The following is a 26,800-nucleotide window of genomic DNA, read 5'->3' on the forward strand; positions in this document are numbered from 1 at the left end:
CTCCAGGGCGGCGTCGGGGGCGAACTGGAAGATCCGGCACGCGCGCAGGCCGGCCGGGCGCTCGGCCGGTCCCGCGACGAGCTGACCACCGAGGTCCACCTCGCTCGCGACGGCCGGGGCCGCCGGGCTGGGGCCCCCGGGTGAGTCCGGTGGCCCCAGCCGGACGTGGTCAGCGAGGGCCGTTCAGGCGGCTGCTGATCTGTTCGTGGAGTTCGTGCGGCAGGTGGATGGCCCAGCGGTCGGCGGCCTCGGCGGCCAGCTCGCGGCTCCAGCGCCAGCTGTTGCGTGCCGCCGTGCGCACGTCCTGGTCGCGGGCGGCAGCCGTGGTGGCGACGCAGCGGTGACGGTCGGTGTCGGGCAGGTCCTGTTCGAGCGCGCGGCTGGGGGTGAGCCAGTGGGCCGTGCTGTTGCGCAACAGGCGGCAGAGCTGGAGTTGCCGGGGTGCGATGACGGTGTGCAGCAGGGCGCGGGCGATCTCGCCGCGGGCCAGGACGTGGGCGAGCATGAAGGTCCAGTTGGCCAGCTCGTCGGTGAGCTGCCGGGCGGTGGTCACCGGCTCGGGCGGCTGGAAGGTGGCCGGCTGCCGGGCCGCCCGGGTGAGCCGACCGGTGCGGTCGAGCAGGACGGCGTCGCCGGGGCGGGGCAGGTGCACCACGCCTTGCCAGGTGGGGACTTCGTCGATGCCGGGACCGGCGGGGGTGAGGTGGAACTCGCCGCGCACCAGGTCGTCGAAGACGACGGCGAGGATGCCGTACATGTGGGTGCAGGAGAGCTGGAGCGGTGCGCGCTGTGCCAGGAAGGCGGGGTCGTCGAAGCCGGCGAGGCGGTCGTCCTGGATGTAGAGGTACGCCTCGATGCCGGAACGGGCGTCGGCCTCCAAGTCCGCGGTCCGCTCGTCCGGGGACAGCGACTGCCGCCGCCCGTCGGTCCTCTCCAGCATCACGTCACCGAACGGGCCGAACGGCGACTTCGGCCTGTGCCCCAGGGCCACCCTCGTCCCGGACGAGGTCCCGGCGGCGGCGATCCGGCCCGGAACCGCGGGGCGCTCCTCCCCCCTCCTCCTCCCCCCCACGCGCGCCTTTCCCACGGAGTCTGTGCGCTCCTCCCCGACCCGTCCGGAGCGCCCCGTTCCTCCAGGAGGCCCGGTGTCTCGGGCCGGGGCGCCCGCGGACACCGCCGCCGGTCGGCTCGCGAGAAGATTCCACCGAGGCGTTGAAACAAAGCCGGTTGATGGTTGATGGTTCATCTAAAGCTCCGTCCCACCGGAGTTCTGACCGGAAGGAACCACGACACGATGAAGAGCCGACCCAAGAAACTGGCGCTGGGTGCCATGGCGGCCGTCGCGGTGAGCCTCGCGCTCCCGGCAACCCCCGCTTTAGCCACCGAGGAGATCGACTGCGGCGCCGGCACGGATGCCGTGCGGGTGACGTACCTGGAGAACGGCGCGGAGCACAGCCGGTGCTGGACCGGACCCGGTGACGTCCCGCTCGGACAGGACGGTGTCACTTCCTTCTCCTCGGGCGCCCACGAGGTGGTCGTCTTCTGGAGGACGAACCTGGGATGGGACGTCGCAGTCCTCCCGCCCCACACGTTAGCCCCCTTCACCGGCGCCGACACCTACCACGTCTACGGTTTCCACGTCAGGTAACCGCTGACGGCCGGCCCGGTCCGTCCGGGCCGGGCCGGCCGGTCAGTGACACGGACCAGGTGCCGTCCCGCTGTCAGCGGCGGAGGAGTCCGTAGACCGTCTGCCACGGCCCGTCCTCCCGCGGCAGGTCCCGCCACGGAGCGCCGGTCCGCACCCGCCACCGGATCCCGTCGATCAGCTTCCGTCGTCCTGCCGAAGGCCGGCCAGCCGGCCCGCTCGCCCCCGGTGACGGCCGGCGCCGGACGCAGGCGGCCTGATCCGCCCGCCGCTTCTTCGCCTCAGTCGGTCCGGTCCCCCTGGGGGCGAGGAGGCGGGACCGGTTCCTCCCAGAGGCCGGTCAGGTGTTCGTGGAGGACGTCGTGTGCCTCCTGCGGGGTGAGGTGGCCGATGAGGACGTGCGTCGTGAGGCCGTCCGCGAGGGCGAGGAGGGTGCGGGCCTCGCGTTGCGGATCGAGGGGGACGGTGTGGTCGGCGCCCTCGCCGGCTTCCGAGATGAGGCGGGTGAACGCCTCCTGCAGGGCTGCGTAGTTCGCCGTCAGTGTCCCGGCGAGCGCCTTGCTGACAGCCGCCTGCGCGACGAAGGCGAGCCAGACCCGTGCCTCGGCGCGGTGCTCTTCCCCGAGCAGGGAGATTTCGGTGACCGCGTGACCCAGGGCGGTGCCGGCCGACTGGGCCGGGCTCCTGACGACGCGGGCCCGTACGCGCTCGTTGATCCGCTCGCTGACGTGCCCGAGAGCGAATACGAGCATCTCCTCCTTGGTGCGGAAGCACCGCTGAACGGCGCCCATGGACACCTGCGCGCGAGCGGCGACGTCACGAAGGGTCACGCCCTCGAGGCCGCGTTCGTCGGCGAGGTGGCAGACGGCCTCGGCGATGAGGCGGCGTCGGCTCGCGTGATCCACCTGCCTGGGCATGCCCGGTCGCCTCCCTGCTCCACGGCGCTCTGCTTCACAGCACACCTTATGCGATGCGCTCGTATCGGTATCAGGGTACGGTTGCGGTTCCGATGCGAACGCATCGGTACGTGGGGAGGAACGAAAGGCCATGCAGGACGCCCTCTGGAGAATGTCGGCCGCCGCCCAGGCGGAGGCCGTGCGCGGCGCACACGTCTCGGCACTCGAACTGGTCGACAGTCACCTCGATCGCATCGCCGAGGTGAACCCGCAAGTGAACGCGGTCACGCAGCTCCTGGCGGAGCGCGCACGCGAGGCCGCGACGCAGACGGACCGCCGGCGGGCCGCCGGTGAAGCGCTGGGGCCGCTCGCGGGCGTGCCGTTCACCGTGAAGGAGAGCACCGCCGTCGAGGGCGTGCCGACCACGTTCGGCACGCAGCGCTTCCGCGATCTGGTGGCGCCGGCCGACGCGCCCCCGGTGGCGCGGCTGCGCGCGGCCGGGGCCATCCCCATCGGGCACAGCAACATTCCCACCCTGATCCTGGCGGGGATGCACACGCGCAGCGAACTGTTCGGCGACACGGTCAATCCGTGGGACAGCCGCCGGACCCCGGGCGGCTCCAGCGGGGGCGACGCGGTGGCCGTGGCCACGGGCATGGCGGCGCTCGGGCTCGGCAACGACTCCGGGGGATCGGTGCGCATCCCGGCCCAGTTCTGCGGCGTGGCCGGGCTGAAGCCGTCCACGGGCCGGTTTCCGGCGGACCACCGCGTTCTCGGCCCGGACGACCCGGGCCCGGCGTCCCAGGTACTGGTCACCGACGGCCCGCTGGCCCGGAGCGTGGGCGACTTGCGGCTGGCTTACGAGGTGCTGGCCGGGGCCGATCCGCGAGACCCTCGGGCCGTACCGGTGCCCACGTACGGCGAAGCGCTCCCCGGACCGGTGAAGGTCGCGGTCGTGGCGGACCCCGGCGGACACGGCGTCCACCCCGCGATTCGCGGAGCCATCGAGACCGTATCCGACGCGCTCCACGACGCCGGGTACGACGTGCGCGAGGTACGGGACGTACCGCGGATGGACGAGGCTCTCGAAGCGTACGGCCGGATCACCGCGACCGAGTTCGCCCCGACCTGGCCGGCGGTGCGCCGACTGCTCGGCAAAGGCGGGGACCGCTACCTCGCGATGGCGATGGAGCAGACCCCGCCCGCAAGCGCGGACGAGTTCGTGAGGCTGATGGGCACCTGGATGTCCATCCGTCGCTCGTGGGCCGAATTCCTCGACACGTACCCGTTGTTGCTCGGCCCGTCGTTCACCGAGCCACCGGTCGAGCCGGGGCTGGAGTCGCGGGACAGGGCAGGCCGGGACCGGGTCGGGTCGGGGATGCGCCTGTGCAGCGTGACCAGCTTCGTGGGCGTGCCCGGTGTGGCCGTGCCGACGGGCGTGGTCGACGGGCTCCCCTTGGGAGTGCAGATCGTCGGGCGCGCGTTCCGGGAGGACCTGTGCCTGGACGCGGCCCAGGCGATCGAGGACCGGCTCGGAGTTCTCACACCGGTCGACCCGCGCGTGGAAGGCCGAGCTGATTGAGGCCTTGCAGCAGGGAGGCGCCCTCGGCGGCCCCCGCGTCTGTCCCCATCCCTCACCCCCAGCATGCCGACCCCGCGCCAGACGGCACGGCCGATGAGGAACCCGTTCACCACAAACCGCTCTCCACGGCAGCCCGAGGTCGCGATACGTGTGGAGACAGCCGAGGCTCCGACGACGACCGGCGCACGGAACGACAACCGGAACGCACACCACGAACACGGCCCCACCGAGGACCCTTCGCCCTCCTGCCGCGACTTGGTCGGTCCCCTCGCCCCCGGCGCGACCTCCCTGGCTGAGGTCGCCGAACCGGCCGAGCCCCGCCCACCGGCCGCTGCCGCGGCTCTGCAGAAGCTGACGGACGGCCGGATCGCCGCCTTCGACAGCGAAAAGCGCACGTACACGCTGCTCGACGACACGTTCCGGCACGCGGTCCAGGCCGAGGTCAGGGTCTCCGGCAAGGGCAGCGGAGACGGGGTGGGCTCCTGCTTCCGCCGTGGCCGGCTCACGTCCATTCCGGGCACGGCGGAGTACGCAGCCGCGTTCTGGCCGTGGGGAAGGACTCGTTCGAGCCCGGCGTGACGTACTCCGAGGCCAAGGTCAACGCGATACCGCGGGACGCTCCTCCTGGCCGTCCCTCCGAAGTCCTCCCGTCCGGCCGTGCGGGCCAGCGCCGGCCTTCCTCGTCGGCGGCGTCCTTGTCGCGCAGCGGGCGCAGCCCGCCGGGCAGGCCGGGCAGCCGGGGTGAGTACCGGCCGTGCAGGTTGATGCGGTGCCGTACGAGCGGGGAGAGGCGGGCCACGTCCTCGTCGCGGACGTCGAAGCCGTCCGCGCGCAGCTGGTGCACCGCGGCGTCCGTGTGCCTCGTGCCGAAGAACACGGGGGTATTGAGGACCAGCCCGAGGCCGCCGATCCGATCTTCCGTACCGTCCTGGTAGCACGGGTGGAGCTGCCCGTGCCTGCCGTGGAAGACCTTCCGGGCCAGGGAGTGACGGCCCTCCTGGAGATCGGCCCCCGTGCATCACCGGGCTCGGGCTCTCGGAAGCGATCGAGCGCGGAATCCTCGCCGGGTTCGCGATCGACGTCCTGGAGATCTGCGACCCCTCCCCCGCCCTCGGGGAGCCCGAGGAGGCGCGGCGGGGCCGGCGCCTGGCGCTGCAGACCGCGTTCCTGGAACACGCCGCGGCGTACGGCCTCCGTACGGTCATGACGTTCCACCGAAAAGCGAAGGAGGCTGCCGCATTCGCCAAGGAGCTGCCGGAGAGGGCCACCGAGCTGTACGCGGGCGATGCTTCCGAGGCCCGGGCCGGTGGTGGCGACGTCGTTGGGGATGTGCTGTGTGGTGCCGTGGATCGCCGTGCCCGCGGTGACCAGTCGTGCGTCTTGCGGCCCCCGCCCCGGACGGCCCGGCGGGAACGTTCCAGGGCGGGAACAGGGGAGCCGCCCTGGTGGCCGCCTGACGACGGCTCGGGGCCCGTACCCGGCGGTGCGGACCTCGTCCGGTGCCGGCCCGGCCGGAAGGACCTGCCTCATCATGACCGGCGGCGTCTTCGGTCACGGTCGGGCTCCATTGTGTTCCCGTGCGGTGTCGAAGCCGCGGTTCCGTGGTGCAGTCGAGCCATGGTCCCGCCGCCCGCGCATGATCGGGTTTCTCCGGCACCCGCCCGGACCCGCGATCGCCCCTCCCGCCTGACCGACATCGCGCTCGCCCTGCTGCTGGTGGTCGCGGACGCGGTCATCGTCGTCACCGGCACGGTCCTGCTCCTGGCGGTGGGCCTGGGCACCGCGCAGGCGCCGCACTCCTCCCCCACCGCACGCTCCCGCGACGTCCCCTTCCTGGTGTGGCTCGTCGTCTGGGGCGTTCCGGCCGTGGCGGCGGTCGAGTCCGTCGTGCACGCCCGGCTCAGGATGCCGGTCACCGCCGTCGTACAGGGCCTGTTCACGCTCGCCTGCACCCTGCTGGCCGTGGCGTGGACCCGCATGCTGCTGTCCTGACGCACCCGCTCCGCTCCCTCGGCATGACGGACCCTGCGGGCTCGTGCGCGGTAAGCGGTGAGACGCCGAGTCCGGATGGCTGATCACGGCCGGGGGTGGGTAACCCGACGTACCGGGGCGAGCCCGGCAACGCGGTAAGCGTGCGTGCCGGGCGTCGCCGGGCAGGCGGGCCTTTCGGCACACGTCCTAGCAGGTAGAAGCCGTGTCGATCCGGATGCCGGTCACGGTGTACGCGGACGAGAAGAAGATCTGATGGCCCGGCGAGAGGCAGGCGTACCGGGTCGCGCCGGTGCTGTTGACGGTGTAGCGAAGGTAGGCCCGATCGTCGTTGCGGGTGTTCGGCACCCAGTTGGAGCCGCGGCTGTAAGCGCCGAGGGTCTGGTAGGAGGTGGTGACGTCACCCCCGAAGGAACCCGGTTGGCAGGAAGCCGGTAGGCGAGGTGGAGCGGGCCCCTCGGACCACCGCTCCCGTCCGTGGCCCCGACTGCTTGACGGCGTCGCGCTCGCCGGGGGCTATGGCCGCATCCGCGGTGTCGGTGTCGCCGGGGTCCGCCGTGGCGGTGGATGCGGCGCGGTGCCGCCGGCGGGCCGGATCGCTGCCGACACCCCGGTGCCGGCCGAGGAGGACGCCGAGGACGTCCTGTCGCTGCCGAACCATCTCGTCGGCGGGGGCCGACCGTTCACGCTGCGGGTGGTGGGTGACAGCAGGGTCGAGGCGGCCGTCTGCGAGGGTGACGTCGTCACCGTCCGCCGCCAGGACGCCGCCGGCCACGGGGACACCGTCACCGCTCTCCCGGACGGCGGGGCCACCGCATCGGGCTCCGCCCCGCGGATCGTGGACATCACCCGCCGCTGCTGCCCGGCGGCCTCCCGGACTCGGCAGGCGGCAGCCCGTCGGCGCTGCTGCGGCACCGATTCGCCCGCGGGGTGGAGGGCATCGGCGGCGAGCGCCCGGGGGCCGCTGTCCTTCGGCAGCTGGGCGGCCCGGCAATGCCCGCGCGTCGGATCACCCACCGAAACGGTCACCGGCCGGCACGTACGCGCATACAACCTTGCTGTCTCTCGCACCACCGCCGCGAAACCGAGAGATCGCGACAAGAGCGTAAGCCCCGGTTTCCCGGGCAGCACGGTCCGCGTGGCTACAGCCGACCGGGTACGTCGGCCAGTGGGTCAGGGCAAGCTGGTCGTCATGAGCGTGATCTCTCCCTTGGTGGAGCAGTTGCAATTGGAGCCGCACCCGGAGGGCGGCTGGTTCCGGCGGACGTGGCAGACCGAGGCACATGCCACCGCGGAGGGCCACCGCGCGGTACGTCCCTGCGCGACAGGCATCTACTACCTGCTCCATCCCGGTGAGACCTCGCGCTGGCACCGGGTGCGGTCGGACGAGCTGTGGCTGTGGCACCGCGGCCCGACCCTGAGTCTCCGGCTCGGCGGCAGCGGCCCCGACCCGGCCCCGGCGGGTGCGGTGCTCCTGGGGCCTGGCGTCGAACTCGGGCAGCAGCCCCAGTGCCTCGTGCCGGCCGGAGTGTGGCAGACCGCTCGTTGCGAGGGCGACGAGCCGGTGCTGGTGTCGTGCGTCGTCGCACCCGGCTTCCACTACGACGACTTCGAGATGCGCTGACCCGGCCTCCGCACCAGTGCCGGGGGACGTCTGCTTCGAGGACGAAGCCGGGGTCACCGGCGGCTGCCCGGACGAACCGGGGGCGGCGCGGCCACACCCCGGTCGTGACCGTCAGCGGCCGCCGCTCGGGGCGCCCGTCAGTAGCCGGGCTGATCGCGATGCGGCCGGGCTCCCGCACCCGGCTGTGCCACCGAGCCGTCAGACGAGCGCGGAAGCTCCCGGCGGCACGGGTGGTCCTGGTCGAGGGCTCGTCCGCCAGGGGCTTCGTCGTTCCGTACGGCCTCCCGCCGTCCACGCCCGAGCGCCGCCGTCAGGTTGAAAACGGCTCAGTCCCTGCCGATGACGACCACTTCGTCCTCGACCGTCCAGCGGCGTCGCTCGTGTTTGGGCGGATTGATCCGCACGCCGTAACCGGGACCCGTCGACGATTCGTCGTGGCTGCGGTAGCCGATGGCACAGTCGCCGCGATGACGTGCCGCGGCCACTACCGTGGCGAACGACGTCTCACACCCGGGCAGTACGTAGTCGGTGGCCGGCCGCAGGCGGACCCCGGTACCGTCTGCGGAGAACAGCTCCTCGAACACCGCTGCCAGGTGCCGGTTCTGGGAGATCTGAGCCATGAGCAGACCGATGAGCTTACCGCTGATGATCACGTCGGCTCCAGGGCCGACGGGGGCCAGCGTCCGGTTTCGGTCGTCGATCAGTTCGGTGACAACCGGCAGTTCGCGCCCGGTGGCTTCCTCCAGTTGACGCAGCAGCAGGAGGATGACGAGCGTGCGGTTGTCGGGGTCGTCCGGCGACTGCCCGGGCACGGGGTCCCGGCCGAGCACGATCACGCTGTCGTAGGAGTAGACGTCCAGGCGTCGCAGGGTCTCAGGACGGGTGACATCCCCGTGGTGCAGTGTCAGGCTCAGACCGGCGCCGCTGTTCACGTCGGCCTCGTTCACCTGCCGGACTGTCGCTTCCCCCTGGTCCGCCACCACGTCGACGGCTGATCCGGGCCGGGCACGGCGTCGCAGCTGGTCGATTATGAGCGGTGCTCGGCGATTCCATCCCAGCAGAAGTACCCGCTCCGCTCGCGTGGGCGCCGAAGGACCGGAAGCCGTCGCCGCCTCCTCGACCAGTTCCGCGCAGTCATCCAGCCAGGCCGTGTCGTCGTCGCGGGAGATGACGACGAGCAGGTCGTCCGGAGCGATGGGTGTCTCCGGCGGCGGATTGAGCAGGGGGGTGTCTCCTCGTACCACCCCGACGACGCTCGACGTCGGGTAGGACAGCAGCGCGTCGCCGAACGGGCGGCCGGTCAGGGACGGCTCGGTGATCAGGTAGAACTCGTCGCCGGCGAAGTCGAGGAGTTCCTGGTGCACCAGGGAGAGTCCGGGGCGGCGGGCGGCCTGGACGATCAGCCGGGCGGTGACGGTGTCACTCTCCAGGACGGTGCCGCCCGGTCCTGCGGCGAGACAGGCGGCCAGGCGGTACCGGTCGTCCCGGACGGCGGCGACGACGGGCGGGCGGTTCCTCTGCCCGGCCAGGGCCGCCCTGAGCGCCAGCAGTGTCTTGACCACCTCGGCGTCGGCGTCGGGCTCGTCGTGCGGCAGGACCAGCACGACACCGGCCGTGGCCGGGCTCACCAAGGGGAGCACGGCCGGGTCGGTGGTGGGGCCGCTGCGGCAGATCAGCCGCGTACGGCCGGCAGGGCCCACCTTCGTGCCCAGAGCCTCCTCCATGAGGGTCTTGTCCCGGTCGGCCAGCACCGCCACCGCGGCACGCCGCTGGTTGGCATTGGCGGCCACCAGCTCGCTCACCACCGTGAAGACCTGCTCCGACCACCCCAGGACCACGACGTGCCCTTGTTCGAGCACGGTGGAACGGCCCCGCCGCAACGCGGTGAGCCGCTCCGTGAGCGCCGTCGTGATCAGACCGACGAGCGTCGAGACGTACAGCAGGGTGACCAGTGCGAGCAGCACCGACGTCACCACCCGCAGCGGCGTGCCCGTCGCGCCGCCCAGCCGTAGCGCCTCCCCGGTGAGGCGCCACACCTCCGCCAGCCGGCCCCTCAGGGACGCCGGCGCGTCAGGGTCGGTCCACACCAGCACCGCGCTGGCCGGGACGACGACGGCCAGGCACAGGAGCGCCATCCAGCCGACGAGAGCGGCGGCACCGCGGGCCAGCGTGTTGTCGAACCAGTAACGGGCCCTGTCACCGAACGGATTGTGCCGCTGCCCCACCCCTCCCCCTCCCTCTCCTCACACTCTCGCGAGGCCGCGTCGGTGCCGCGTGCGCGATGCGCCGCGCGGGTGCGCCGGAGAGCACGGATGTGGACCCGCACGTCGCAGTGTGGGGGACCGGTCACCGCGGCGGACGAACTTCGCACGGCGTTCATCCCATCGGGTTTCCCGGGCCGTTCACGGCGGCAGACCCGTGGTGACGTCAAGGCTTGCCGCCGCTTAGCTCCTTCGGGTCACCGTCGGAGCGAAGGACGGGCGTCCGGTCACGGCCGTCGGTACAAAGGCCGCCATGACTGAAGATCACGCGGTGGTGCGCTCGGACGGCGGTTTCTCCCGGAGGAGCTTCGCGGCGGTGGTCGGTACTGCCACGGTGGCCACGGCCCTGACCGGCGGTGCCGCCACGGCTCTGCCCGCACCGGCCGCCTCGGGCGACGACCGTGGCACCGACTTCGACCGGTGCCTGGCCGTCGCTCGCGCCCTGCTCGTCCTGGACACCGACGACCGCCCCCTCGTCCCGCGTTACCAGAGCGTCCTGCGGAAGGGACTGCCGGTTCAACGACGGGCACGGCCCAGGAACGTCCTGGTCATCGGCGCCGGCCCGGCCGGGCTGGTGACCGCCTGGCTGTTGAAGAGGGCAGGCCACCGGGTGACGGTGCTGGAGGCCAACGGCAACCGGGCGGGCGGACGCGTCAAGACCTTCCGGAGCGGTGGCCACGAACGCGCCGAGCAGCCCTTCGCCGATCCCCGCCAGTACGCCGAAGCGGGCGCGATGCGCATCCCGGGCAGCCATCCCCTGGTGATGGAGCTGATCGACCAGTTCGATCTGAAGAAGCGGCGTTTCCACTACGTCGACGTCGACAGCGAGGGACGCCCCGCCAACCGCACCTGGATCCACGTCAACGGCATCCGCGTGCGGCGCGCCGACTACGCCCGCGCGCCCCGGCGCGTGAACCGGTCCTTCGGCGTCCCCCGAGCCCACTGGGACACCCCCGCCGCCGCCATCCTGCGCTCCGCGCTGGACCCGGTGCGCGACGAGTTCAGTCGCGTCGGCCGCGACGGCAAGCGGGTCGACAAGCCGCTCCCGGAGCGGCTGCGGGGCTGGGCCCGGGTGGTGCAGCGCTTCGGTGACTGGTCGATGTTCCGCTTCCTCACCGAGCACGCCGGACTCGACGAACGGACCATCGACCTGATCGGCACGCTGGAGAACCTCACCTCCCGCCTCCCGCTGTCCTTCATCCACAGTTTCATCGGCTCCTCCCTCATCAGCCCCGACACGCCCTTCTACGAGCTGGAGGGCGGCACGGCCGTACTGCCGGACGCCCTGCTGGAACGCGTGCGCGAGGACGTGCGGTTCGACCGCCGGGTCACGCGCATCCAGTACCACCACCCCGACCGCCCTTCGCCGGACCTCGAGCACGTCCGGAGCAAGGGTCCGCACGTGTGGGTGGACACCGTGTCGGAGGGCCGCGGCGGCCCCGTCGTACGCGAGCAGTTCACCGCGGACGTCGCCGTGGTCACGGTGCCGTTCTCCGGACTGCGCCACGTGCAGATCGCCCCGCCCCTGTCGTACGGCAAGCGCCGGGCGGTCTGCGAACTGCACTACGACAGCGCGACCAAGGTGCTGCTCGAGTTCAGCCGTCGCTGGTGGGAGTTCGACGAGGCGGACTGGAAGCGGGAGCTTCGCACCGTCGACCCGGGTCTGTACGACGCCTACCGCACCGGTCGCGCCGCCACGGACGGCAGCCTGCTCGGCGCCCACCCCTCCGTGCCCGCCGGGCACATCACGGCGGGTCAGCGCACCCACTACGCCGCCAACCGCTCGATCGCGCGCGACCAGCCGGAGGCGGTCGGCGTCGTGGGCGGCGGCTCGGTGTCGGACAACGCCAACCGCTTCATGTTCCACCCGTCCCATCCGGTTCCGGGCAGCGCAGGGGGTGTGGTCCTGGCCTCCTACAGCTGGGCGGACGACGCTCTGCGCTGGGATTCCCTGGACGACGACGCACGGTACCCGCACGCTCTGTGCGGTCTCCAGCAGGTCTACGGCCAGCGCATCGAGGTCTTCTACACCGGCGCGGGCCGCACACAGAGCTGGCTGCGCGATCCCTACGCCTACGGGGAGGCGTCCGTGCTCCTGCCCGGGCAGCACACGGAGCTGCTGCCCGCCATCCCCCTGCGCGAAGGGCCGTTGCACTTCGCCGGGGACCACACGTCCGTCAAACCGGCGTGGATCGAGGGAGCCGTGGAGTCCGCCGTGCGCACCGCATGGGAGATCCACACCGCATGAGCCGCGCGATCCGCTCGGCCGGGACCTGCCGGACATGGACGACGCCGCGATCGGCGGCTCGCACGTCCAGACCCTGGAAGGAGGGCTCACACCGGATCTTCGCCGGTCGACCGCGGCCGCCGGGGCAGCAAGCACCACCTGATCACCGACCGGCACGGAACGCCCCGCGCAGTGTCGGTGGCCGGCGGAAACCGTCACGACGTCACCCGGCTCATGCCGTTGCCGGAGACGGTCCCCCCGATCCGGGGCCTGCGGGGACACCCCCGTGGCAAGCCCCGGTGCCTGGGCGACGTGCCGATCTCCACCAGGGCCTGCCCGAGTTGGCCTGCGGTCTCACACGTCTCCGCCTCCTGCGGGCCCCCTTCTCGAACGATCAGTTGTGTGAGATAGAGCACTTCCAGGAACCGTAGGCAGGGACGGCCATCCCAACTTAGAGTCCTGGCATTTGCGGAGTGTTTGCCTCCGCGCCGCCCGGCCCGGCCGTCTGCTCCGTACACGACCTGTACTCGCTGCGGAAACCGGGCCGATGCCCCGACTCACGAGGAACCGGGAAGCATTCGCATGAGCACGTTGGAAACCTGGGTCGTCGAGCTCAACGACGTCTTCTGGACATACCTGCTGATCCCGCTGGTCGCCGTCGCCGGCGTCTGGTTCACGCTGCGTTCCAGGGGTGTGCAGATCCGCCTGATTCCGGAAATGTTCCGGGTCTTCAAGGACAAGCCGCAGTCCGGGGTCAGCCCCTTCGGCGCCTTCAGCATCTCCGCCGCCGCGCGGATCGGCACCGGCAACATCGCCGGTGTGGCCACCGCGATCACCTTGGGCGGTCCCGGGGCCGTCTTCTGGATGTGGATGATGGCCCTGGTCGGCGGTGCCTCGGCCTTCGTCGAGTCGGTCCTGGCCCAGCTGTACAAGGTGCGCGACACCGAGCCCGGCACGTACCGAGGTGGCCCGGCCTACTACATGCAGAAGGCGCTCGGAATGCGCTGGCTCGGCGTGGTCTTCGCCGTCCTGATCACGCTGACGTTCGGGTTCGTGCTGACCGCGGTGCAGTCCAACACCATCACGGTGGCCGCGAAGGGCTCCTTCGGCTCGGACGCCTCCTGGTTCAACCCCGTCCTCGGCGTCGTGCTCGCCGTACTGCTCGCGCTCGCGGTGTTCTTCGGCGTGAAGCGCCTGACGGCCGTCACCAAGGTCCTCATCCCGGTGATGGCCGGGCTCTACCTGCTGGTCGGCCTGGTCATCGTGCTCCTCAACCTCGGCAACGTGCCGGGCATGCTCGGCGACATCATCGGCGGGGCTTTCGGTTTCCGCGAGGTCGCCGGCGGCGCCGTGGGGACGGCGATCCTGCAGGGCGTGCGGCGCGGCATGTTCTCCAACGAGGCGGGCATGGGTTCCGCCCCGAACGCCGCCGCGGCCGCGGAGACCACGCACCCGGTCAAGCAGGGCCTGGTCCAGACCCTCGGCGTCTACTTCGACACCCTGGTCATCTGCAGCATGACCGCCTTCGTGATCCTTTCCGCCCACCCGACCCTCGGTGAGCGCGGCGGCGCGGACGTCACGCAGTCCGCCTTCACCAGCGCGCTCGGCGACTGGGCCGGTCACCTGCTGACCCTGGTGGTCTTCATGGTCGCCTTCAGCTCCATGATCGGTAACTACTACTACGGCGAGTCCAACATCCAGTTCATCACCCGCAGCAAGAGCGTGATGAGCTCGTACCGCGCGATGGTCTTCGCCTGCGCCGTCCTCGGCGCGATCGGCTCCGTCCCCCTGGTCTGGAGCCTCGCGGACGTCACGATGGGCGCGATGGTCCTGGTCAACCTGATCGCGATCATCCCCCTCGGCGCGGTCGCCTTCCGCCTCCTCGACGACTACATGGACCAGCGCCGCCAGGGTCTCGACCCGGTCTTCCGCAAGGACCGGGTGCCGGGACTGCGCGGCGAGGTGGAGTGCTGGGGCGCGCCGGACGAGGACGCCACCCCGAAGGAGCGGACGCCGGTCGGCTCACTCTGACACGAACGCGTCCCCGCGCAACCGTACGCATCAAAGGGCGGCATCCCGGGAGGGGTGCCGCCCTCGGGCGTCACGGCAGCAACGGTGACCGGCCCGTGGGCTTCGACAAGGCGAGGTACGGGCGGCCGCAACGAGGTCGGGCGCACAATCAACTTGCTCTCGGTCTGATTCGGTCACCACTGCCCATGAGTCCGGCCACACGTCGAGCAGCTCCTTCCGGCGATCACGTCGATACGGCGCCGATGACTCTGATCCGTGACGTCTCCACCATGATCCGTCGGGCAGCACCTGACTGCCGGAGCGGTGCTGGTGCGCCGATGCCGAGCGTCGCGACGCTGCCGGAACACCCGACGGGGTGAGGTGTGCGATCAAGCCGCGTCTGGCCCGGGAGATGATCGCCGCCGCGCTGGTGGGGCCTGTGCGGGAGAGGACCGGCCCGAGCCGGATGTCAGGACACGGTCGAGCGCCGCCCGGCCCACGGGTCCCCACGTCGGCTTGCCGCCGGGAAGGCCCCGTTCGCCGTTCTGGCCCATCAGGACGAGGAAGAGGCTTTTCAGAGCAGCGAGCCCCCGGGCGCGCCGGATCGTCGCCTCGTCCGTATGCGCGTACGCCTCGAAGAACCGTGAGGCCGTGCCCGCGGGAAGGAGCAGCCACGCGGCCGTGAGGTCCCACGCCGGATCGCCGGCGAACATGTCGCCGAAATCGATCACGCCCGAGAGCGTCCCGTCCGAGACGACGACGTTCGCGGGGTGGAGGTCACCGTGCAGCCATACCGGCGGGCCCTCCCACCCGGGGGCCGCGACGGCATCGTCCCAGACGTCCTCGACCGCGCGGACGTCGGCGGCAATGCTGCCCGGGGCGATGGCTTGCAGGAAATTCTCGAAGCCGTCCGTGCACTTCTCGGGGTGGGCCCCGCGGTCCGAACCGGTCGGCGCCTCGGCGGGCGCCTGCGCATGGAGCGCCCTGAGGAAACCCGCCAGAGTGTCGGCCGCGTGCTCGCCGCGAGTGATCGAGGCGGAGTCGAGTGGCTCGCCGGCGACCCACGTCATAATGCTCCAGGGCTTCGGGAAGCGCGCGGACGGCTCCCCGATCCGCACAGGAGTCGGAACCGGAAGCGGAAGACGCGGGGCCAGGACGGGCAGCCACCGGTGCTCCTTGCGCTGGAGCTCCGGGGCGCGTTCCGTGCGCGGCATACGCACGACCAACTCATCCCCGAGGCGCCACATTTGGTTGTCCCAGCCGCCCGCCACCTCACGGATGGCCAGCCCGGCAAGGTCCGGATGCTGGTCCTTGAGCAGACCGTGTACCAGCTCTGCGGTGATCTCGGTCTCGGAGTCGGTCATGCGAAGCCACGGTACGTGAGGCGGGCGCAGCGGACACGCACTCTCCGGAATGCCCGCCGCTGCGCCCGCTCCGGGCGAATCAACGGAGCCGTGGTGGGCGCCGAGGTCGATCACGGTCGGCCGGCGCTCCGGTCGCAGTCCGCTGTCCCCGCTGGCCGGAGGCGCCTTCTTGAGGCTGTTCGGCCGCCTGGCATCTGGTGCCGGAGGTTCGCGACCTCCACCGTTGCGGCGGTAGTGGCAGCGTGGTGCGACTGCCCGGTGGCGGCGTCGCCGCCAGGACCGGCTCAGCGCGTGGTCGGCTTCCCGCCGGTGTGTCGCTGGGGGGGGCGGTGGACCGCCGGGAGCCGCCGGACTCCTGACACGGTGAGGGGGCGAGGGCATCGGAACCGTTCCCGCGGCCCCTTCGCCACTGTCGAGGCGGCGGACATGACCGCGAGGAACTCGGGGGCGGCACGGTGAGGGTGATGTGCCGGTGCCGGCCCGGGTGGCGGCACCGTCGTCCGGCGTGAGGGCGGCTCCACACCGCGACGGCCTGCTTGCCGACCTGGGCTGGTGCCGGCCGGAACTCGGCCGGGCGGCTTCCTTCGGATGGTGGAAGGGGGCCGCCCGGCCGCGTGTGCCGGGCAGGTCAGTGGTAGGCGTGGACGACGGCGTGGCCCTTGCCGCGGCCGATCATCCACTTGTTCACCGGCGTGGTGATCAGGAAGGCGACGGCGAAGCCCCCGAGCAGCGCCGACCAGAACAGTCCGTCCGACAGGTGGGCGTCCATCGCACCTGGTGTGAACGCGATGATCGCGTTGTCGACCAGTTCCATCACCGCGATGGAGACCGTGTCGGCGGCGAGCGCCACCTTGATCGCGGCCTTCAGGGACAGTCCGGCCCGCATCACCGCGAACAGGGTGAAGGAGTAGCCGAGGACGAAGGCCAGGGTGATCGCCAGGATCATGGTCGGCACGTTGCCCCACAGCAGGGCGGTGCCGATGACCATGCCGAGGATCTCACCGATGGCGCATCCGGTCAGGCAGTGCAGCGTCGCCTTCACCGCCGTCGACCAGGACGCGCTCTCCCCGCGGCCACCGTGTTCCGGACGGCCGTGGTGATCATGGTCGCCCGCAGGGGCGGTGCGGCCGTGCTCGGTACCGGTGTGGTGCGTGCCGTGGTCCATAGCCCGTCATCCCGTTCGACTTCCGGTGCGGGCCGGTGGCGGCCCACACCGGAGACTTTATACCCCCCTGGGGTATAAAGCCATAGTTTCCCGGATTGGTTACGGGGCGGTGGAAGGCGGAGGAGTGTCCGGGTGCGGCCGCCGTCGGCGGATTCGTGAACGACGTCGGTGCTGTCAGCGACCAGCAGCCGCCGCGCGATCGCCGCCGCCGCGGAACGGATCGGCCTGATCGCCACCGCCTCCACCACGCGTTTCGAGCCCTACGGCCCGGCCCGGCTGTTCGCCTCGCTCGACCACCGGATTCGACGACGTCACCCGTGACGTGCTCGGGCCGCCGGCTTGTCACCCGGAGTGGCGTTCCGGGCGTCCCTGGGTTCGGTGCCGCACGGCATCACGTGTCCCTGCTCTCCGTCCCTACCTCCGGAGCCCTCCATGAGCGGCGCCTCCGGCTTCCCCCTCTCCCGCCGCGGCCTCCTGCGCACCGGCGCCGGGGCTCAGGCGCAGGACCAGGCCGACATGCCCTGGATGCGGGCCAGGCGTTCCGCGACGGCGATCTGTTCCTTGCGGGTGGCCAGGTCGGCGCGCGGCGCGTACCGGAGCCCGCCGGCCGCGACCCAGCTCGACTGCGTGAACTGCAGTCCTCCGTAATGGCCGTTGCCCGTGTTCGCCTTCCAGTTGCCGCCGGACTCGCACGCGGCGATGGCGTCCCAGTCGGTGCCCGAGGGCCGGGAGGGCGAGGCCGCCGCCGCGGTCGCCGCGGTGGTCGTGCCGAGTGCGACGAGGGCGGTCAGAGCCACCGCCACGGACCGGGTGCGGCTCCTGTGCGTGCCGCGCTCGGCGCCCGCGGGAGCATGTCGTCTGCATGTCATAGGGGAACTGTTACTTCACACGACGGGGTGTCCGCATGCCGGATGCCGTCTCCCTACGCCGCGCGGAGGACTTTCCACCCCGTCGCACGAACCGGGGGGGGGATGTCCCCGGCATGGCTGTAGTAGCTCCCGCCGCAGGTGAGGCCGACCCGCATCAGGCCGAGTCCGTACCGTGCGCCGGGCCAGACCACGTCCAGCTCCTCGGCGCGTACCGTCGTCCTCATCTCGGTCAGTTCGGCGGGCGCGAGCAGCCTGCCCCGCATCAGTGCCGAGTAGAACCTGGTCAGGTCGGCGGTGGTGCTGATCATGCCGCCGGCGGCACCGGCACCGCTCGGGTTGAGGAGCGTGACGTCGATCGGCCGGTCCCCGCCGAAGGCGGAGTAGCCCCTCAAGTGGCGGCCCGGGATGGCCGGGTCGGTGACGGGGGCGGAGGTGTCGCGCAGGCCCAGCGGGCGGATGACGCGCCGTGTCACCTCGTGCTGCCACCTGTGCCCGGTCGTCTTCTCGATGATCATTCCGGCGAGGGTGTAGTTGGTGTTGGAGTACTCCCACCGGGTGCCGGGCTCGAAGTTCGGGGCGTGCCGCATGGCGACGGCCACGAGCCGGGAGTCCGTCCAGGTGTCGAAGCGTCCCGCCCGGAAGGCCGCGGCGTCGGTGAACGCGGGGAAGTCGGCGGTGTAGTCGAACAGGCCGCTGGTGTGGTTCAGCAACTGCCGGACGGTGATCCTGCTGCCGTCGTTGCCGTTGCCGGTCACCACTCCGGGCAGCAGGGCCTCGACCGTGTCGTCGAGGGAGAGGCGTCCCTCGCCGACCAGTTGCAGCACGACCGTGGACACGAAGGTCTTGGTGGCACTGGCGATGCGGAACTTGTCGCGGGGGTGCACGGCGCGCCCCGTCCGCCGGTCGGCGACGCCGGCGGTGGCGTAGCGGGAGCCGTGCGGGCCGGTGGACCGGGCGATCACGCCCACGGTGCCCGTCCGCTGTATCGCGTCCGCCTGCTGCCGCAGGGGGTCCCGGACCGTCCCGGTGGCGCCGGCCGCCGGGGTCATCAGGCCGAGGCCGGCGAGCGCGGTGACCAGGGCGGTGGTCACGAGGCGGCGGTGGCCGAGCGGGTTTCGGGGGCGGGTCCTGGTCGTTGCTGCCATGGTCGTCCGGCTCCTCGGGGTGGGGGGCACAGGGGCGCATCCCCTGTGCCCCCCGACGTAGGGAGAAGCCCGGTGCGGCACGATGGGGCCAGCACGCCGGTCGGCGGTACGCCCTGCACCACCACGCCCCGGAACGGTCCGTCAGCGCGGGAGGCCGCGGGGCTGGCGGGTCACCGTCGTTTCGCGGAACTCCGCGATGTGGGAGTGCACTCGACGCATCAGGTAGGTCTCCTCGATGCGGTCGAGGTACAGGCAGCGGGACGCCGGGCCCGGCAGGTCGAACGCGAAGTACAGCGACATCAGCGGGTTGACGAACAGCTCGCTGCCCCGGGTGCGGTCGGTGAACCGGACGTCCCCGAAGGAGCCTTGCACGGCCGCCGCGATGGAACCGTTCACGACGCTGGGGTGATCGGGGGTGTGCTGCTGGGCGTGCGCCACCGCGTCCAGGTACAGCGCGCCCTCACGGGTCGCGCGCGGCAGGGAGAACGCCCCGAGGTAGGCGCCGTCGCGCTCCAGGGCGGCGATGTTCTCCAGTACCCGCACGTGGTTGACGCCGTGGTGGGCGTCCACACCGAACCCGACCGACACCACGAGCCGATTCGGCACGTCGTCCAACGCGGCGAGCGCGGCCACGCCGGCGAGGTCCTCCTCCGGTGTGCCGAGGCCGGCTTCGTCACCGCGCAGCGGGATGTCCGTGCCGCCGTCGACCAGTACCACGGCGTCGACGGCGTGCCGTTCGGTCAGTGCTCGGTAAGCAGCGCGCGGCGGGCGCACACCGGTCTGCGGAAAGGCGTACCCGGTGGACGGGTAGCCGTGCCGGTGCAGCCACCGGGCGAGGGTCCGTTCGGGGAAGTAGCCCTGGTGCGGAGCGGTGTCGGGAGTGACGACGGCCGGATCGTCCGCGGCCCAGTCCTCGGCGGGGAGACCGGCGAGCGCGCTGAAGGACAGGTTCGCGAAGTACACGTCCTTGCCCCGGTGCAGGAGACAGAGAGCCAGCGGCAGTCCGGAGCAGACGTCGAAACCGCCGCCGGCTCCCGCGACCAGGATCCGGTCGGAGTCGGCGAGCCGGGTGAAGAGCGGATCGGTGTGGAGAGACGGCAGGGCGACCATGGCCGCCCGTGGTCGTCGGCCCGGGTGGGGCGGGCTCGGCAGGCGGCCGTCACCGCCGTCGGGCACGGTGGCGGGCACGCCCGGACGTCAGAACGGCAGCTTCCCCCGCGCCCGCCGGCCCGCGGAGCCGCTCCGGGTGACCGCGCGCGAACTGGACCGGAAGGGCTTGCTGAGCAGCCGTCCGAGCGGGCCGGGCGCCTTGGAGCCGGCCCGGGAGCCCATGCCGAGGGTGCGCTGCGTCCCGTTCTGGGGGTGCCGCGAAAGCCGTGGGAGGAAGAAGGCGAGGACGGCGATGACCAAGCAGACGGCGACGATGCCGACAACCATCATGAGGGCCTCCTGAGGGGGTGGGAGCGCCGTACCGGGCGGCGCGTCGTGGGAGAACTCGTTCCCGCTTCTTCCGCGGACACGCTCGTGGGCGGGGTGCCGTGCGCCGGGAGCCGGGGGCGTCGGCCTCGACGGCGGTGGGCCGGCGGCGTCCGGCGCCGGGGTTCTACCGGTTCTGCGCTTCCCCTTAGGGTCGGCGCATGAACGAGCCGATCTCCGCTCCCTCCCCGCCGGCCCTGAACTCCTTCGGGACGTGGGCACCGCTGTTGCGCGCGTGGGTGGACGGGATCGAGGCAAGGAGCGAGGACGGGGCCGTGCACATGGCCGGTGCCGTGGGCCGGGAGGGCTGGAGGTCGTCCTCCGGGGTCCGGCCGCGCGGGCGGGCTTCGGCCGCGGAGCGCGAGGGCGTCGAGCGCGTGCGAGACGCCCTCGTGGCGGCCGGCGTGGAGTCCGTGACGTTCTCCGCCCGGGTCGCCCCTTCGGGGAGGACCCGGCTGCGGGTGGTGGGCCCCAGTCCCGCCGTGGAGTTCGGACCGGTGGGCGGCGAAACGCTGCTGCTGGTCGAGGGAGCTCTTCCCGAACCCTGGCGGCGGCTGCCCGATCCCGCTCCCGCTGCGGGGCCGGCCCGGTCGGCGGATCCAGCGGCGCTGGAGCGACGGTTGCGCGGACGGCTGCCCGGCGCCATCGGGGCCGGCGACGAGGAGATCGCCGCCGCCGAAGCACGTCTCGGCTTGACGCTCCCCGAGGAGCTGAAGGCCCTCTATCGGGTCGTGCGGGGCCGGTGGGAGGACTGGGAGCAGGATCTCCGGACGGGGGACGCGGTGTACGGCGCCGTCGGCTGCGAACTCTTCCCCCTGGACAACCTGTACGTGGCTGACGCCGCGTCCCGGCCGGCCCCCTGGCGGTTCGCTGCCTGCGAGGCGGTCGTCACCCCGCCCGACGCCGCCGTCCAGGGCCTTGTCGGCTCGCCCGGCTGGATCGTATTCGGCGACAACGGCGGTGGCGACCGGCTCGCGGTCGACCTGACTCCAGGGCCCGCCGGCCACACCGGGCAGGTCGTGCTGATAAGCCACGAGTCGTTCATCGGCGCCGAGTTGATCGCCGACTCGCTCACCGACCTGGTGTGGGGGACCGAGCCGCGGGGCCGACGGCGAGACCGGGCCCGTGACCGGGACGAGGGGCCGGCCGTGGCCCACGTCAACGTGGCGCACCTGCGGAGCGTCGAGGCCGCCACGCACCCGGACCTGGAAGTTCTCCGCATCGGGGCGTGGGACGGCCCACCGGTCGATCTCACCCCCGTGCTCGGATCACCCCGTCTGCGGACCCTCACCGCCTACCCGGGCGTCCTCGCCGACCCCCGGCAGATCGGCCGGCTCACCGGGCTGGAGTACCTCGAGACCGGACCGGAGGAATGGCGGGCCCTGCTGGACGCGAAGGCCGTCCCCCGCAGTCTGGCGGCGGCCGGCATCACCACGCACGGCCTGCGCGACCACGGCCGGCTCGTCGGCCTCTCCAACGAGATCCTGGCCCTGTGGGACCGCCCACCGATCGTCCGCACCGTCGTCGACGGAGACCTGGGCCCGCTGCCGCCCGCCTGATCGCGAAACGCCTCCGGCCGCGCCGTCACACCACGCCCCTCGCCCCTCGTCCGGACACCGTCCACGGTCCCGACACCGGCGACGTCAGCCGGGCACGGCCGGTGGCCCGTCCGTCAGGGCCGGTGCTCCCAGCCGCGGTCCGTGCGGGTCAGCTCCCGGAAGCCGACGGTGAGCAGGCGCCGGATCGCCGTCCGATCGTCGGCCGACTCGTACGCGAGGAGGCGGTCCGCGCCGCACAGGCGCAGCCAGTCGGCGGCATGGGCCACAAGGAGGTGGTCCCAGCCTTCGTCCCGGTGGGGTGCGGCGACGTGCAGGTTGCTCATGTCGGCGAGGCCCGCGGCCCGCACATGACGTTCGGGGCGGGCCAGGGACGTGTCGACCTCGACGAATCCGACGGACCGCCCGTCCACGTACGCGGTCAGGCGCGTACCGCACTCCCCCAGCGTGCGCTCGACCGTGACGCCGGGCCGGGGCTCGGCCGGGGGCAGGTCGGCGACACGGGCCAGGAGCAGCACTTCCGTGTCCCCGGTGTGGACGAAGCCCGCGCGTTCGTAGACGGCGCGGATGTGCGGCCAGGGGTGCGGCAGCCCGTACACGGCAGGGGCGGGCAGCGCACCGTCGGCGTGGCGCGCACGGACGTTCCAGCGGGCCAGCTGGGCCAGGCAGGCGCTCATGAGCTGGTCAGCGGCCTTCTCGGTGTCGGGGAAGAGGGACGTCGGCGGCTGGTGCACGAACCAGTCGATCCCACCCGCGTTCCGGTGGCTCGCGCCGACCTCGGCGTCGGCGCGGTAGCGGAGCAGATGGGCCGCTGCGACGACATACCGGCGCTGCTCGGCGACGAGGGTGATCCGCTCGCTCACCCACGGGTCGGTGACGAACTCGTCCGGCTGCCGTTCCAGCGCGCTCAGAACGGTGTTCACCGAGACGGAGACACCGGGGACGACGGCGGCGACGTGCGCATTGACCAGATCGGTCAGCTGGTCGCGGTCGGTACGGTGGAAGGGGCGTATTTCGGGCATGCGTGGCCTCCGGCCGAGGGAACACTGTCGGGAGGCCGCCATGCGGTGCGGTACGACAGCGATGGTACGGGACGGTCTCCGGCTTCCCGCACGGATCCCGGCTCCCCGGGGCTGCGGAGAGGACGACGGTGGAGTCCTCGAGGGCCTTCGTCACGGCCAGGAAGAGCCCGCTCCGCGGCTCAGTCCCGCCACCCCTGCCGACAGCACGAGGTCCGTGCGGTTGCGCGGGCTGATCACGAAGAGGCCGAGGCGTCGCCCGAGCGCCCCCGGCACCGTGTGTCCGGGCTCGTCATCCGGCCGGGGGCCGCCGGGGCGGGTGCGCGCCCGTGGTGACGCGGACAAGGGGCTGTGGCGCCCGGACCGTGTCACGGGGGGATGGTCTCGAGCGCGTCCTTCAGGCTGCGCAACGCGGCCCCGAGCTCGTCCCGGGACGGTGTGGCCAGGGCCAGCCGGAGTGCTCGGGGACGGCGGGGGCCGGTGGCGAAGGCGTCCGCGGTGGACACGAGGATCCCTTCTCCCGCGAGCACGGTCGCGACGTGATCGGGGCGCTGGTGCGGCTCCAGGCCGAGCCACACGATGTAGGAGACCGGGTGTGCCGTGATGTCCAGGCCGGCGAGCGCGGCGCGGGCGATGTCCTGCCGGGCGGCTGCGTCCCGGCGGCGTTCTTCCTCCAGGCGGGTGACCGTCCCGTCGGTGATCCAGCCCGTCGCGAGGGCGGTGACGACACCCGGGGCTCCCCAGGCCGCGGTGCGAAGACCGCTCGTGGCCGCCTCCACGTGGTGATCGGGCAGGACGGCGAAGCCGAAGCGCAGGCCGGGTGCCACGTTCTTGGACAGGCCGGCGACGTAGCAGGTGCGTTCGGGCGCGAGGGCCTGGAGCGGTGGCGGCGGTGAGGGTTCGAGGAAGGCGTAGGTGCCGTCCTCGACGATCAGGAAGTCGTGTGAGCGGGCGAGGGCCACCAGCCGGTCGCGCTGCTCGCGGTCGAGCACCCAGCCGAGTGGGTTGTGCACGGTCGGGATGGTGTAGATCGCGCGGACGGGTCGGGTGCGGCACAGCTGATCGAGTGCGTCGAGGTCCGGGCCCGCGGCCGTGACCGGGACGGGGGCGAGGTCGAGGTCGTGCGCCGAGGCGAGGAGCTTGATGCCCGGGTAGCTGAGCGCGTCGACGGCGAGGACGTCACCGGGCCGGACGAGAGTGCGCAGCACGATGTCGAGCGCCTGCTGGGTTCCGCTCGTCAGCAGGACGTTGTACGGCACCGTGTCGATTCCCCGCCCCAGCAGGTAGGTGGCCACGACCGCCCGGTCGTGGCGGTGCCCTCCTGGCGGGTGCCGGCGCAGCAGCGCCTCGGCGTCTCCCGACGCCGCCATCGTGCGCAGGGCCTGCCGCAGCCGGTCGCCCTGCCCTGGGGCCAGGGGCTGGTTGAACGACAGGTCCGCCACCCTGGGCACCGGCAGGGCGCGTGACGGTTCGATCCCGTCGTAGCCGGACCGCACTCGGACGAACGTTCCCCGGCCCGGCTCTCCCACGACCAGGCCCAGGGCGGCGAGTTCGGCGTAGACGCGGGTGGCCGTGGCCAGCGCGATCCGCCGCTCGCGCGCGAGGGCGCGGTGTGTCGGGAGCCGGGTGCCGGCCTGGATCGCGCCGGAGCGGATGGCGGCGGCGAATTCGTGGACGAGGGCCTTGTAGGAGGACGGTCGCATCCGGCACCCGCTGTCCGTCGCGGAGGAGTGTGGGAGACGAACTCCATTGTATCCAGGACAATTGTTGGATCGTCCTGGGTCACGGCCCGTAGCCTCGGTGGTCCGGACCCAGGCGGAACGGAGCACCCCGGCATGACCGTGCGCATCGAGCGGGACGACCAGGTCGTGAGGATCACCATCGACCGGGAGCGGAAGCTCAACGCCCTGGACTACCCGACGATCGACGCGCTGCTCGCGCAGCTCGACCTCGTCGACTCCGACGACAGCGTCCGGGCGGTCATCCTGACCGGCGCCGGACACAGGGCCTTCAGTGCGGGCGCGGACATCCCCTCACTGGCGGCCAGCATCGCCGGCGGGCCCGAACGCGCGCTGCGCGAGATCGTCCGCCGGGGCCACGCGCTGACCCGACGGATCGAGGAGTTCCCCAAGCCGGTGATCGTCGCGGTCAACGGCCTCGCCTACGGCGGCGGTTGCGAGATCACCGAGGCCGCTCCGCTCGCGATCGCCGCCGAGCACGCGACCTTCGCCAAACCCGAGATCTCCCTCGGCTTCCCGCCCCCCTTCGGCGGCTCCCAGCGCCTGCCGCGGCACGTCGGCCGCAAGCGCGGCCTGGAGATGATCCTGACCGGCGACCCGGTCCCGGCCACCCGGGCCGCCGAGCTGGGCCTGGTCAACACCGTCGTACCGGCCGGCCAGCTCCTGGACGCCGCGAGGGACCTGGCCGCGCGGATCACCCGGCACGCGCCGTCGGCCGTGGCCGCCTGCCTGCGCGCGGTCACCCGCGGGGTCAACCTGCCGATCGACGAGGGCCTGGCGGTCGAGGCGGCGTGCTTCGCCGCCACCGTCCCCACGGACGGCGTACGGACCGGCCTGCGACGGTTCCTCGACCGGACGGCCGTGTCCGACTGAAACCGGCGCGCTCGCGCCCGGCCGGGGTCACCTCGGGTCGCGGCCGCCCGCGCCGGGGGCCGCGAGGGACCGCACCGTACCCGGGGAGAAGACATCGCCGGGCGCGGTGTCCTCGCCGCCGCCGGCCCGCCCGGGGAACAGGAGGCCCGCCGAGCCGATCGTGGCCCCGGCCCTGGTGGGACCGATGGCGTCGAACGTCCGGGCGGTGCCGAAGTCGACGGCGAAGGTTCCCCGACCAGGCGCGACGCCCGCACCCCGCGGCGGAACCCGGCCGTGGTCCGCGGTCCCGGCCCCGGTGGTGTTCCTCAGCCCGGGCGAAGTCGAGCCGGTGTCCCGAGAGTTGGCCTACGGACGCACAACTCTGTGTGAAGCTTTCCCCATGACTCACCCGCGTGAAGAAATCAGGGCCAGGCTGCAGACCGATCGCCCGCACTCCGCCCGTGTCTGGAACTACCTGCTGGGAGGCAAGGACAACTACCCCGTCGACAGCGAGGCCGGTGAGGTCATCCTGAAGACCTTTCCGGAGTTCGCCGCCGTCGCACGGCTGCAGCGGAGGTTCCTCGCGCGCGCCGTGCGCTTCCTCGCGGGCGAGGCCGGTGTCCGCCAGTTCCTCGACATCGGCACCGGACTGCCCACCGCCGACAACACACACGAACTGGCCCAGCGCATCGCGCCGGAGAGCCGCATCGTGTACGTCGACAACGACCCCCTCGTCCTGGTGCACGCGCAGGCCCTGCTCACCAGCAGCGCCGAAGGCGCCTGTGCCTACGTCGACGCCGACGTGAGGGACCCGGAGCGGATCCTGGCCGAGGCCGCCGCCACCCTGGACCTCAGCCGCCCGGTCGCCCTGACCATGCTGGGCATCATGGGGCAGGTCTCCGACGCCGAGCGCCCCGCCGACCTGGTGAGCACGCTGATGTCGGCCCTGCCCCCGGGCAGCTACCTGGCCCTGAGCGACGGCACGAACACCAACGAGGCGCTCAACACCGCGGTCGAGATCTACAACGGGCAGTCGGCCAACACCTACCACCTGCGCTCGCCGCAGGAGATCGCCTCCTTCTTCACCGGGCTGGAGCTGGTGGAGCCGGGGGTCGTGTCCACGGCCACCTGGCGCCCGGACACCGACCGGGCCGAGGAGGACACGGCCGACGTCTCCGTCTGCGGTGTCGCGGTCAAGAGGTGACCCGCTCCGCCGCCCGGTAGTCCCGCGGAGCACCCCGCAGCGCCGGCGGAGGGCACGGCGAGGCGGAGAAGGCCGGCGGGGGGGGGGGGGGGGGGGGGGGAGGAGGGGGGGGGAGGGGGAGGGGGGGGGGGGGGGGGGGGGGGGGGGGGCGGTGGGGGGGGGGGGGGGGGGGAGTTA

21 protein-coding genes and 6 pseudogenes are annotated in these 26,800 nt (G+C 72.4%); 14 read left to right on the forward strand and 13 right to left on the reverse strand.

Annotation, left to right across the window (positions count from 1 at the left end; all coding sequences use genetic code 11):
* Positions 1-169: 169 nt before the first annotated feature.
* Positions 170-940, reverse strand: coding sequence for a nucleotidyltransferase domain-containing protein (locus ACZ56B_RS21740; RefSeq protein WP_468792980.1), 771 nt, complete (start codon positions 938-940; stop codon positions 170-172).
* Between the two features lie 354 nt (positions 941-1,294).
* Here ACZ56B_RS21740 and ACZ56B_RS21745 point away from each other — a divergent pair, with 354 nt between their 5' ends.
* A complete protein-coding gene (locus ACZ56B_RS21745) occupies positions 1,295-1,648 on the forward strand; it encodes a hypothetical protein (protein ID WP_468792984.1) in 354 nt (117 codons plus the stop codon).
* Between the two features lie 76 nt (positions 1,649-1,724).
* On the opposite strand, the pseudogene ACZ56B_RS21750 reads toward ACZ56B_RS21745, so the two are convergent.
* Together ACZ56B_RS21750 and ACZ56B_RS21755 are read right to left on the reverse strand one after the other, a co-directional pair.
* Positions 1,725-1,865, reverse strand: a pseudogene (locus ACZ56B_RS21750) (transposase); the annotation flags it as partial.
* A gap of 61 nt (positions 1,866-1,926) precedes the next feature.
* Positions 1,927-2,562 carry a TetR/AcrR family transcriptional regulator gene (locus tag ACZ56B_RS21755; RefSeq protein ID WP_468792988.1) on the reverse strand — a complete coding sequence of 212 codons (636 nt, stop codon included), beginning with the start codon at positions 2,560-2,562 and terminating at the stop codon, positions 1,927-1,929.
* A gap of 130 nt (positions 2,563-2,692) precedes the next feature.
* On the opposite strand from ACZ56B_RS21755, the gene ACZ56B_RS21760 reads away from it, so the two are divergent.
* The gene (locus tag ACZ56B_RS21760; protein WP_468792993.1) at positions 2,693-4,123 is read left to right on the forward strand and encodes an amidase; all 1,431 of its coding nucleotides are present in this window, start codon (positions 2,693-2,695) and stop codon (positions 4,121-4,123) included.
* A 676-nt stretch (positions 4,124-4,799) separates the two neighbouring features.
* Here the strand turns inward: ACZ56B_RS21760 and ACZ56B_RS21765 are convergent.
* A pseudogene (locus ACZ56B_RS21765) lies at positions 4,800-5,132 on the reverse strand (Tn3 family transposase); the annotation flags it as partial.
* A 2-nt stretch (positions 5,133-5,134) separates the two neighbouring features.
* Here ACZ56B_RS21765 and ACZ56B_RS21770 point away from each other — a divergent pair.
* The 5 genes and pseudogenes from ACZ56B_RS21770 to ACZ56B_RS21790 form a co-directional block, all read left to right on the forward strand.
* Positions 5,135-5,422: pseudogene (locus tag ACZ56B_RS21770) on the forward strand (DEAD/DEAH box helicase); the annotation flags it as partial.
* A gap of 318 nt (positions 5,423-5,740) precedes the next feature.
* Positions 5,741-6,115 (forward strand): hypothetical protein, encoded by a 375-nt coding sequence (locus tag ACZ56B_RS21775; protein WP_468792996.1) that lies wholly within the window; start codon positions 5,741-5,743, stop codon positions 6,113-6,115.
* A gap of 574 nt (positions 6,116-6,689) precedes the next feature.
* Positions 6,690-6,926, forward strand: a pseudogene (locus ACZ56B_RS21780) (LexA family protein); the annotation flags it as partial.
* A gap of 378 nt (positions 6,927-7,304) precedes the next feature.
* On the forward strand, positions 7,305-7,736 hold the full coding sequence (locus ACZ56B_RS21785; RefSeq protein WP_468793046.1) for a cupin domain-containing protein: 432 nt from the start codon (positions 7,305-7,307) through the stop codon (positions 7,734-7,736).
* Between the two features lie 5 nt (positions 7,737-7,741).
* Positions 7,742-7,930: pseudogene (locus ACZ56B_RS21790) on the forward strand (IS630 family transposase); the annotation flags it as partial.
* 132 nt (positions 7,931-8,062) lie between these two features.
* On the opposite strand, the gene ACZ56B_RS21795 reads toward ACZ56B_RS21790, so the two are convergent.
* Positions 8,063-9,961 carry a CASTOR/POLLUX-related putative ion channel gene (locus tag ACZ56B_RS21795; protein ID WP_468793001.1) on the reverse strand — a complete coding sequence of 633 codons (1,899 nt, stop codon included), beginning with the start codon at positions 9,959-9,961 and terminating at the stop codon, positions 8,063-8,065.
* Positions 9,962-10,250: 289 nt separating this feature from the next.
* Here ACZ56B_RS21795 and ACZ56B_RS21800 point away from each other — a divergent pair, with 289 nt between their 5' ends.
* From ACZ56B_RS21800 to ACZ56B_RS21810, 3 genes and pseudogenes are all read left to right on the forward strand, one after another.
* A complete protein-coding gene (locus ACZ56B_RS21800; protein WP_468793004.1) occupies positions 10,251-12,245 on the forward strand; it encodes a flavin monoamine oxidase family protein in 1,995 nt (664 codons plus the stop codon).
* 31 nt (positions 12,246-12,276) lie between these two features.
* Positions 12,277-12,524, forward strand: a pseudogene (locus ACZ56B_RS21805) (IS5/IS1182 family transposase); the annotation flags it as partial.
* Between the two features lie 282 nt (positions 12,525-12,806).
* The gene (locus ACZ56B_RS21810) at positions 12,807-14,255 is read left to right on the forward strand and encodes an alanine/glycine:cation symporter family protein (protein WP_468793007.1); all 1,449 of its coding nucleotides are present in this window, start codon (positions 12,807-12,809) and stop codon (positions 14,253-14,255) included.
* Positions 14,256-14,623: 368 nt separating this feature from the next.
* Here the strand turns inward: ACZ56B_RS21810 and ACZ56B_RS21815 are convergent, their stop codons facing one another.
* Together ACZ56B_RS21815 and ACZ56B_RS21820 are read right to left on the reverse strand one after the other, a co-directional pair.
* Positions 14,624-15,598 carry an aminoglycoside phosphotransferase family protein gene (locus tag ACZ56B_RS21815; RefSeq protein WP_468793010.1) on the reverse strand — a complete coding sequence of 325 codons (975 nt, stop codon included), beginning with the start codon at positions 15,596-15,598 and terminating at the stop codon, positions 14,624-14,626.
* A gap of 628 nt (positions 15,599-16,226) precedes the next feature.
* Positions 16,227-16,763, reverse strand: a complete 537-nt coding sequence (locus ACZ56B_RS21820; RefSeq protein WP_468793013.1) for a DUF4396 domain-containing protein — start codon at positions 16,761-16,763, stop codon at positions 16,227-16,229.
* Positions 16,764-16,931: 168 nt separating this feature from the next.
* Between ACZ56B_RS21820 and ACZ56B_RS21825 the strand changes: the two genes are divergently transcribed.
* On the forward strand, positions 16,932-17,084 hold the full coding sequence (locus ACZ56B_RS21825; protein WP_468793016.1) for a hypothetical protein: 153 nt from the start codon (positions 16,932-16,934) through the stop codon (positions 17,082-17,084).
* 173 nt (positions 17,085-17,257) lie between these two features.
* Here ACZ56B_RS21825 and ACZ56B_RS21830 read toward each other — a convergent pair whose 3' ends face one another.
* From ACZ56B_RS21830 to ACZ56B_RS21845, 4 genes are all read right to left on the reverse strand, one after another.
* Positions 17,258-17,632 (reverse strand): transglycosylase family protein, encoded by a 375-nt coding sequence (locus ACZ56B_RS21830; protein WP_468793019.1) that lies wholly within the window; start codon positions 17,630-17,632, stop codon positions 17,258-17,260.
* Positions 17,633-17,685: 53 nt separating this feature from the next.
* Positions 17,686-18,777, reverse strand: a complete 1,092-nt coding sequence (locus tag ACZ56B_RS21835) for a serine hydrolase domain-containing protein (protein WP_468793022.1) — start codon at positions 18,775-18,777, stop codon at positions 17,686-17,688.
* A 141-nt stretch (positions 18,778-18,918) separates the two neighbouring features.
* Positions 18,919-19,878 carry a DUF1152 domain-containing protein gene (locus ACZ56B_RS21840; protein WP_468793049.1) on the reverse strand — a complete coding sequence of 320 codons (960 nt, stop codon included), beginning with the start codon at positions 19,876-19,878 and terminating at the stop codon, positions 18,919-18,921.
* A 96-nt stretch (positions 19,879-19,974) separates the two neighbouring features.
* Positions 19,975-20,217, reverse strand: a complete 243-nt coding sequence (locus ACZ56B_RS21845; RefSeq protein WP_468793025.1) for a DUF6411 family protein — start codon at positions 20,215-20,217, stop codon at positions 19,975-19,977.
* 197 nt (positions 20,218-20,414) lie between these two features.
* Here ACZ56B_RS21845 and ACZ56B_RS21850 point away from each other — a divergent pair, with 197 nt between their 5' ends.
* Positions 20,415-21,812 (forward strand): SMI1/KNR4 family protein, encoded by a 1,398-nt coding sequence (locus ACZ56B_RS21850; protein WP_468793028.1) that lies wholly within the window; start codon positions 20,415-20,417, stop codon positions 21,810-21,812.
* A gap of 113 nt (positions 21,813-21,925) precedes the next feature.
* On the opposite strand, the gene ACZ56B_RS21855 is transcribed toward ACZ56B_RS21850, so the two are convergent.
* A complete protein-coding gene (locus ACZ56B_RS21855) occupies positions 21,926-22,831 on the reverse strand; it encodes an N-acetyltransferase (RefSeq protein ID WP_468793031.1) in 906 nt (301 codons plus the stop codon).
* Positions 22,832-23,196: 365 nt separating this feature from the next.
* On the reverse strand, positions 23,197-24,531 hold the full coding sequence (locus ACZ56B_RS21860) for an aminotransferase-like domain-containing protein (RefSeq protein WP_468793034.1): 1,335 nt from the start codon (positions 24,529-24,531) through the stop codon (positions 23,197-23,199).
* A 132-nt stretch (positions 24,532-24,663) separates the two neighbouring features.
* Here ACZ56B_RS21860 and ACZ56B_RS21865 point away from each other — a divergent pair, with 132 nt between their 5' ends.
* Together ACZ56B_RS21865 and ACZ56B_RS21870 are read left to right on the forward strand one after the other, a co-directional pair.
* Positions 24,664-25,440, forward strand: coding sequence for an enoyl-CoA hydratase-related protein (locus ACZ56B_RS21865; RefSeq protein WP_468793037.1), 777 nt, complete (start codon positions 24,664-24,666; stop codon positions 25,438-25,440).
* A 379-nt stretch (positions 25,441-25,819) separates the two neighbouring features.
* Positions 25,820-26,623 (forward strand): SAM-dependent methyltransferase, encoded by an 804-nt coding sequence (locus tag ACZ56B_RS21870; RefSeq protein WP_468793040.1) that lies wholly within the window; start codon positions 25,820-25,822, stop codon positions 26,621-26,623.
* The last annotated feature ends 177 nt before the right edge of the window (positions 26,624-26,800 follow it).

Source organism: Streptomyces sp. NPDC034670 (assembly GCF_055574875.1).

Bases quoted from the DNA above. Each gene is read 5' to 3' on its own strand.
- ACZ56B_RS21855 (WP_468793031.1), bottom strand. From the start codon at position 22,831: ATGCCCGAAATACGCCCCTTCCACCGTACCGACCGCGACCAGCTGACC.
- ACZ56B_RS21835 (WP_468793022.1), bottom strand. From the start codon at position 18,777: ATGGCAGCAACGACCAGGACCCGCCCCCGAAACCCGCTCGGCCACCGC.
- ACZ56B_RS21740 (WP_468792980.1), bottom strand. From the start codon at position 940: ATGCTGGAGAGGACCGACGGGCGGCGGCAGTCGCTGTCCCCGGACGAG.
- ACZ56B_RS21865 (WP_468793037.1), top strand. From the start codon at position 24,664: ATGACCGTGCGCATCGAGCGGGACGACCAGGTCGTGAGGATCACCATC.
- ACZ56B_RS21820 (WP_468793013.1), bottom strand. From the start codon at position 16,763: ATGGACCACGGCACGCACCACACCGGTACCGAGCACGGCCGCACCGCC.
- ACZ56B_RS21815 (WP_468793010.1), bottom strand. From the start codon at position 15,598: ATGACCGACTCCGAGACCGAGATCACCGCAGAGCTGGTACACGGTCTG.
- ACZ56B_RS21810 (WP_468793007.1), top strand. From the start codon at position 12,807: ATGAGCACGTTGGAAACCTGGGTCGTCGAGCTCAACGACGTCTTCTGG.
- ACZ56B_RS21845 (WP_468793025.1), bottom strand. From the start codon at position 20,217: ATGATGGTTGTCGGCATCGTCGCCGTCTGCTTGGTCATCGCCGTCCTC.
- ACZ56B_RS21775 (WP_468792996.1), top strand. From the start codon at position 5,741: ATGGTCCCGCCGCCCGCGCATGATCGGGTTTCTCCGGCACCCGCCCGG.
- ACZ56B_RS21760 (WP_468792993.1), top strand. From the start codon at position 2,693: ATGCAGGACGCCCTCTGGAGAATGTCGGCCGCCGCCCAGGCGGAGGCC.
- ACZ56B_RS21755 (WP_468792988.1), bottom strand. From the start codon at position 2,562: ATGCCCAGGCAGGTGGATCACGCGAGCCGACGCCGCCTCATCGCCGAG.
- ACZ56B_RS21800 (WP_468793004.1), top strand. From the start codon at position 10,251: ATGACTGAAGATCACGCGGTGGTGCGCTCGGACGGCGGTTTCTCCCGG.
- ACZ56B_RS21860 (WP_468793034.1), bottom strand. From the start codon at position 24,531: ATGCGACCGTCCTCCTACAAGGCCCTCGTCCACGAATTCGCCGCCGCC.
- ACZ56B_RS21830 (WP_468793019.1), bottom strand. From the start codon at position 17,632: ATGACATGCAGACGACATGCTCCCGCGGGCGCCGAGCGCGGCACGCAC.
- ACZ56B_RS21870 (WP_468793040.1), top strand. From the start codon at position 25,820: ATGACTCACCCGCGTGAAGAAATCAGGGCCAGGCTGCAGACCGATCGC.
- ACZ56B_RS21785 (WP_468793046.1), top strand. From the start codon at position 7,305: ATGAGCGTGATCTCTCCCTTGGTGGAGCAGTTGCAATTGGAGCCGCAC.
- ACZ56B_RS21745 (WP_468792984.1), top strand. From the start codon at position 1,295: ATGAAGAGCCGACCCAAGAAACTGGCGCTGGGTGCCATGGCGGCCGTC.
- ACZ56B_RS21850 (WP_468793028.1), top strand. From the start codon at position 20,415: ATGAACGAGCCGATCTCCGCTCCCTCCCCGCCGGCCCTGAACTCCTTC.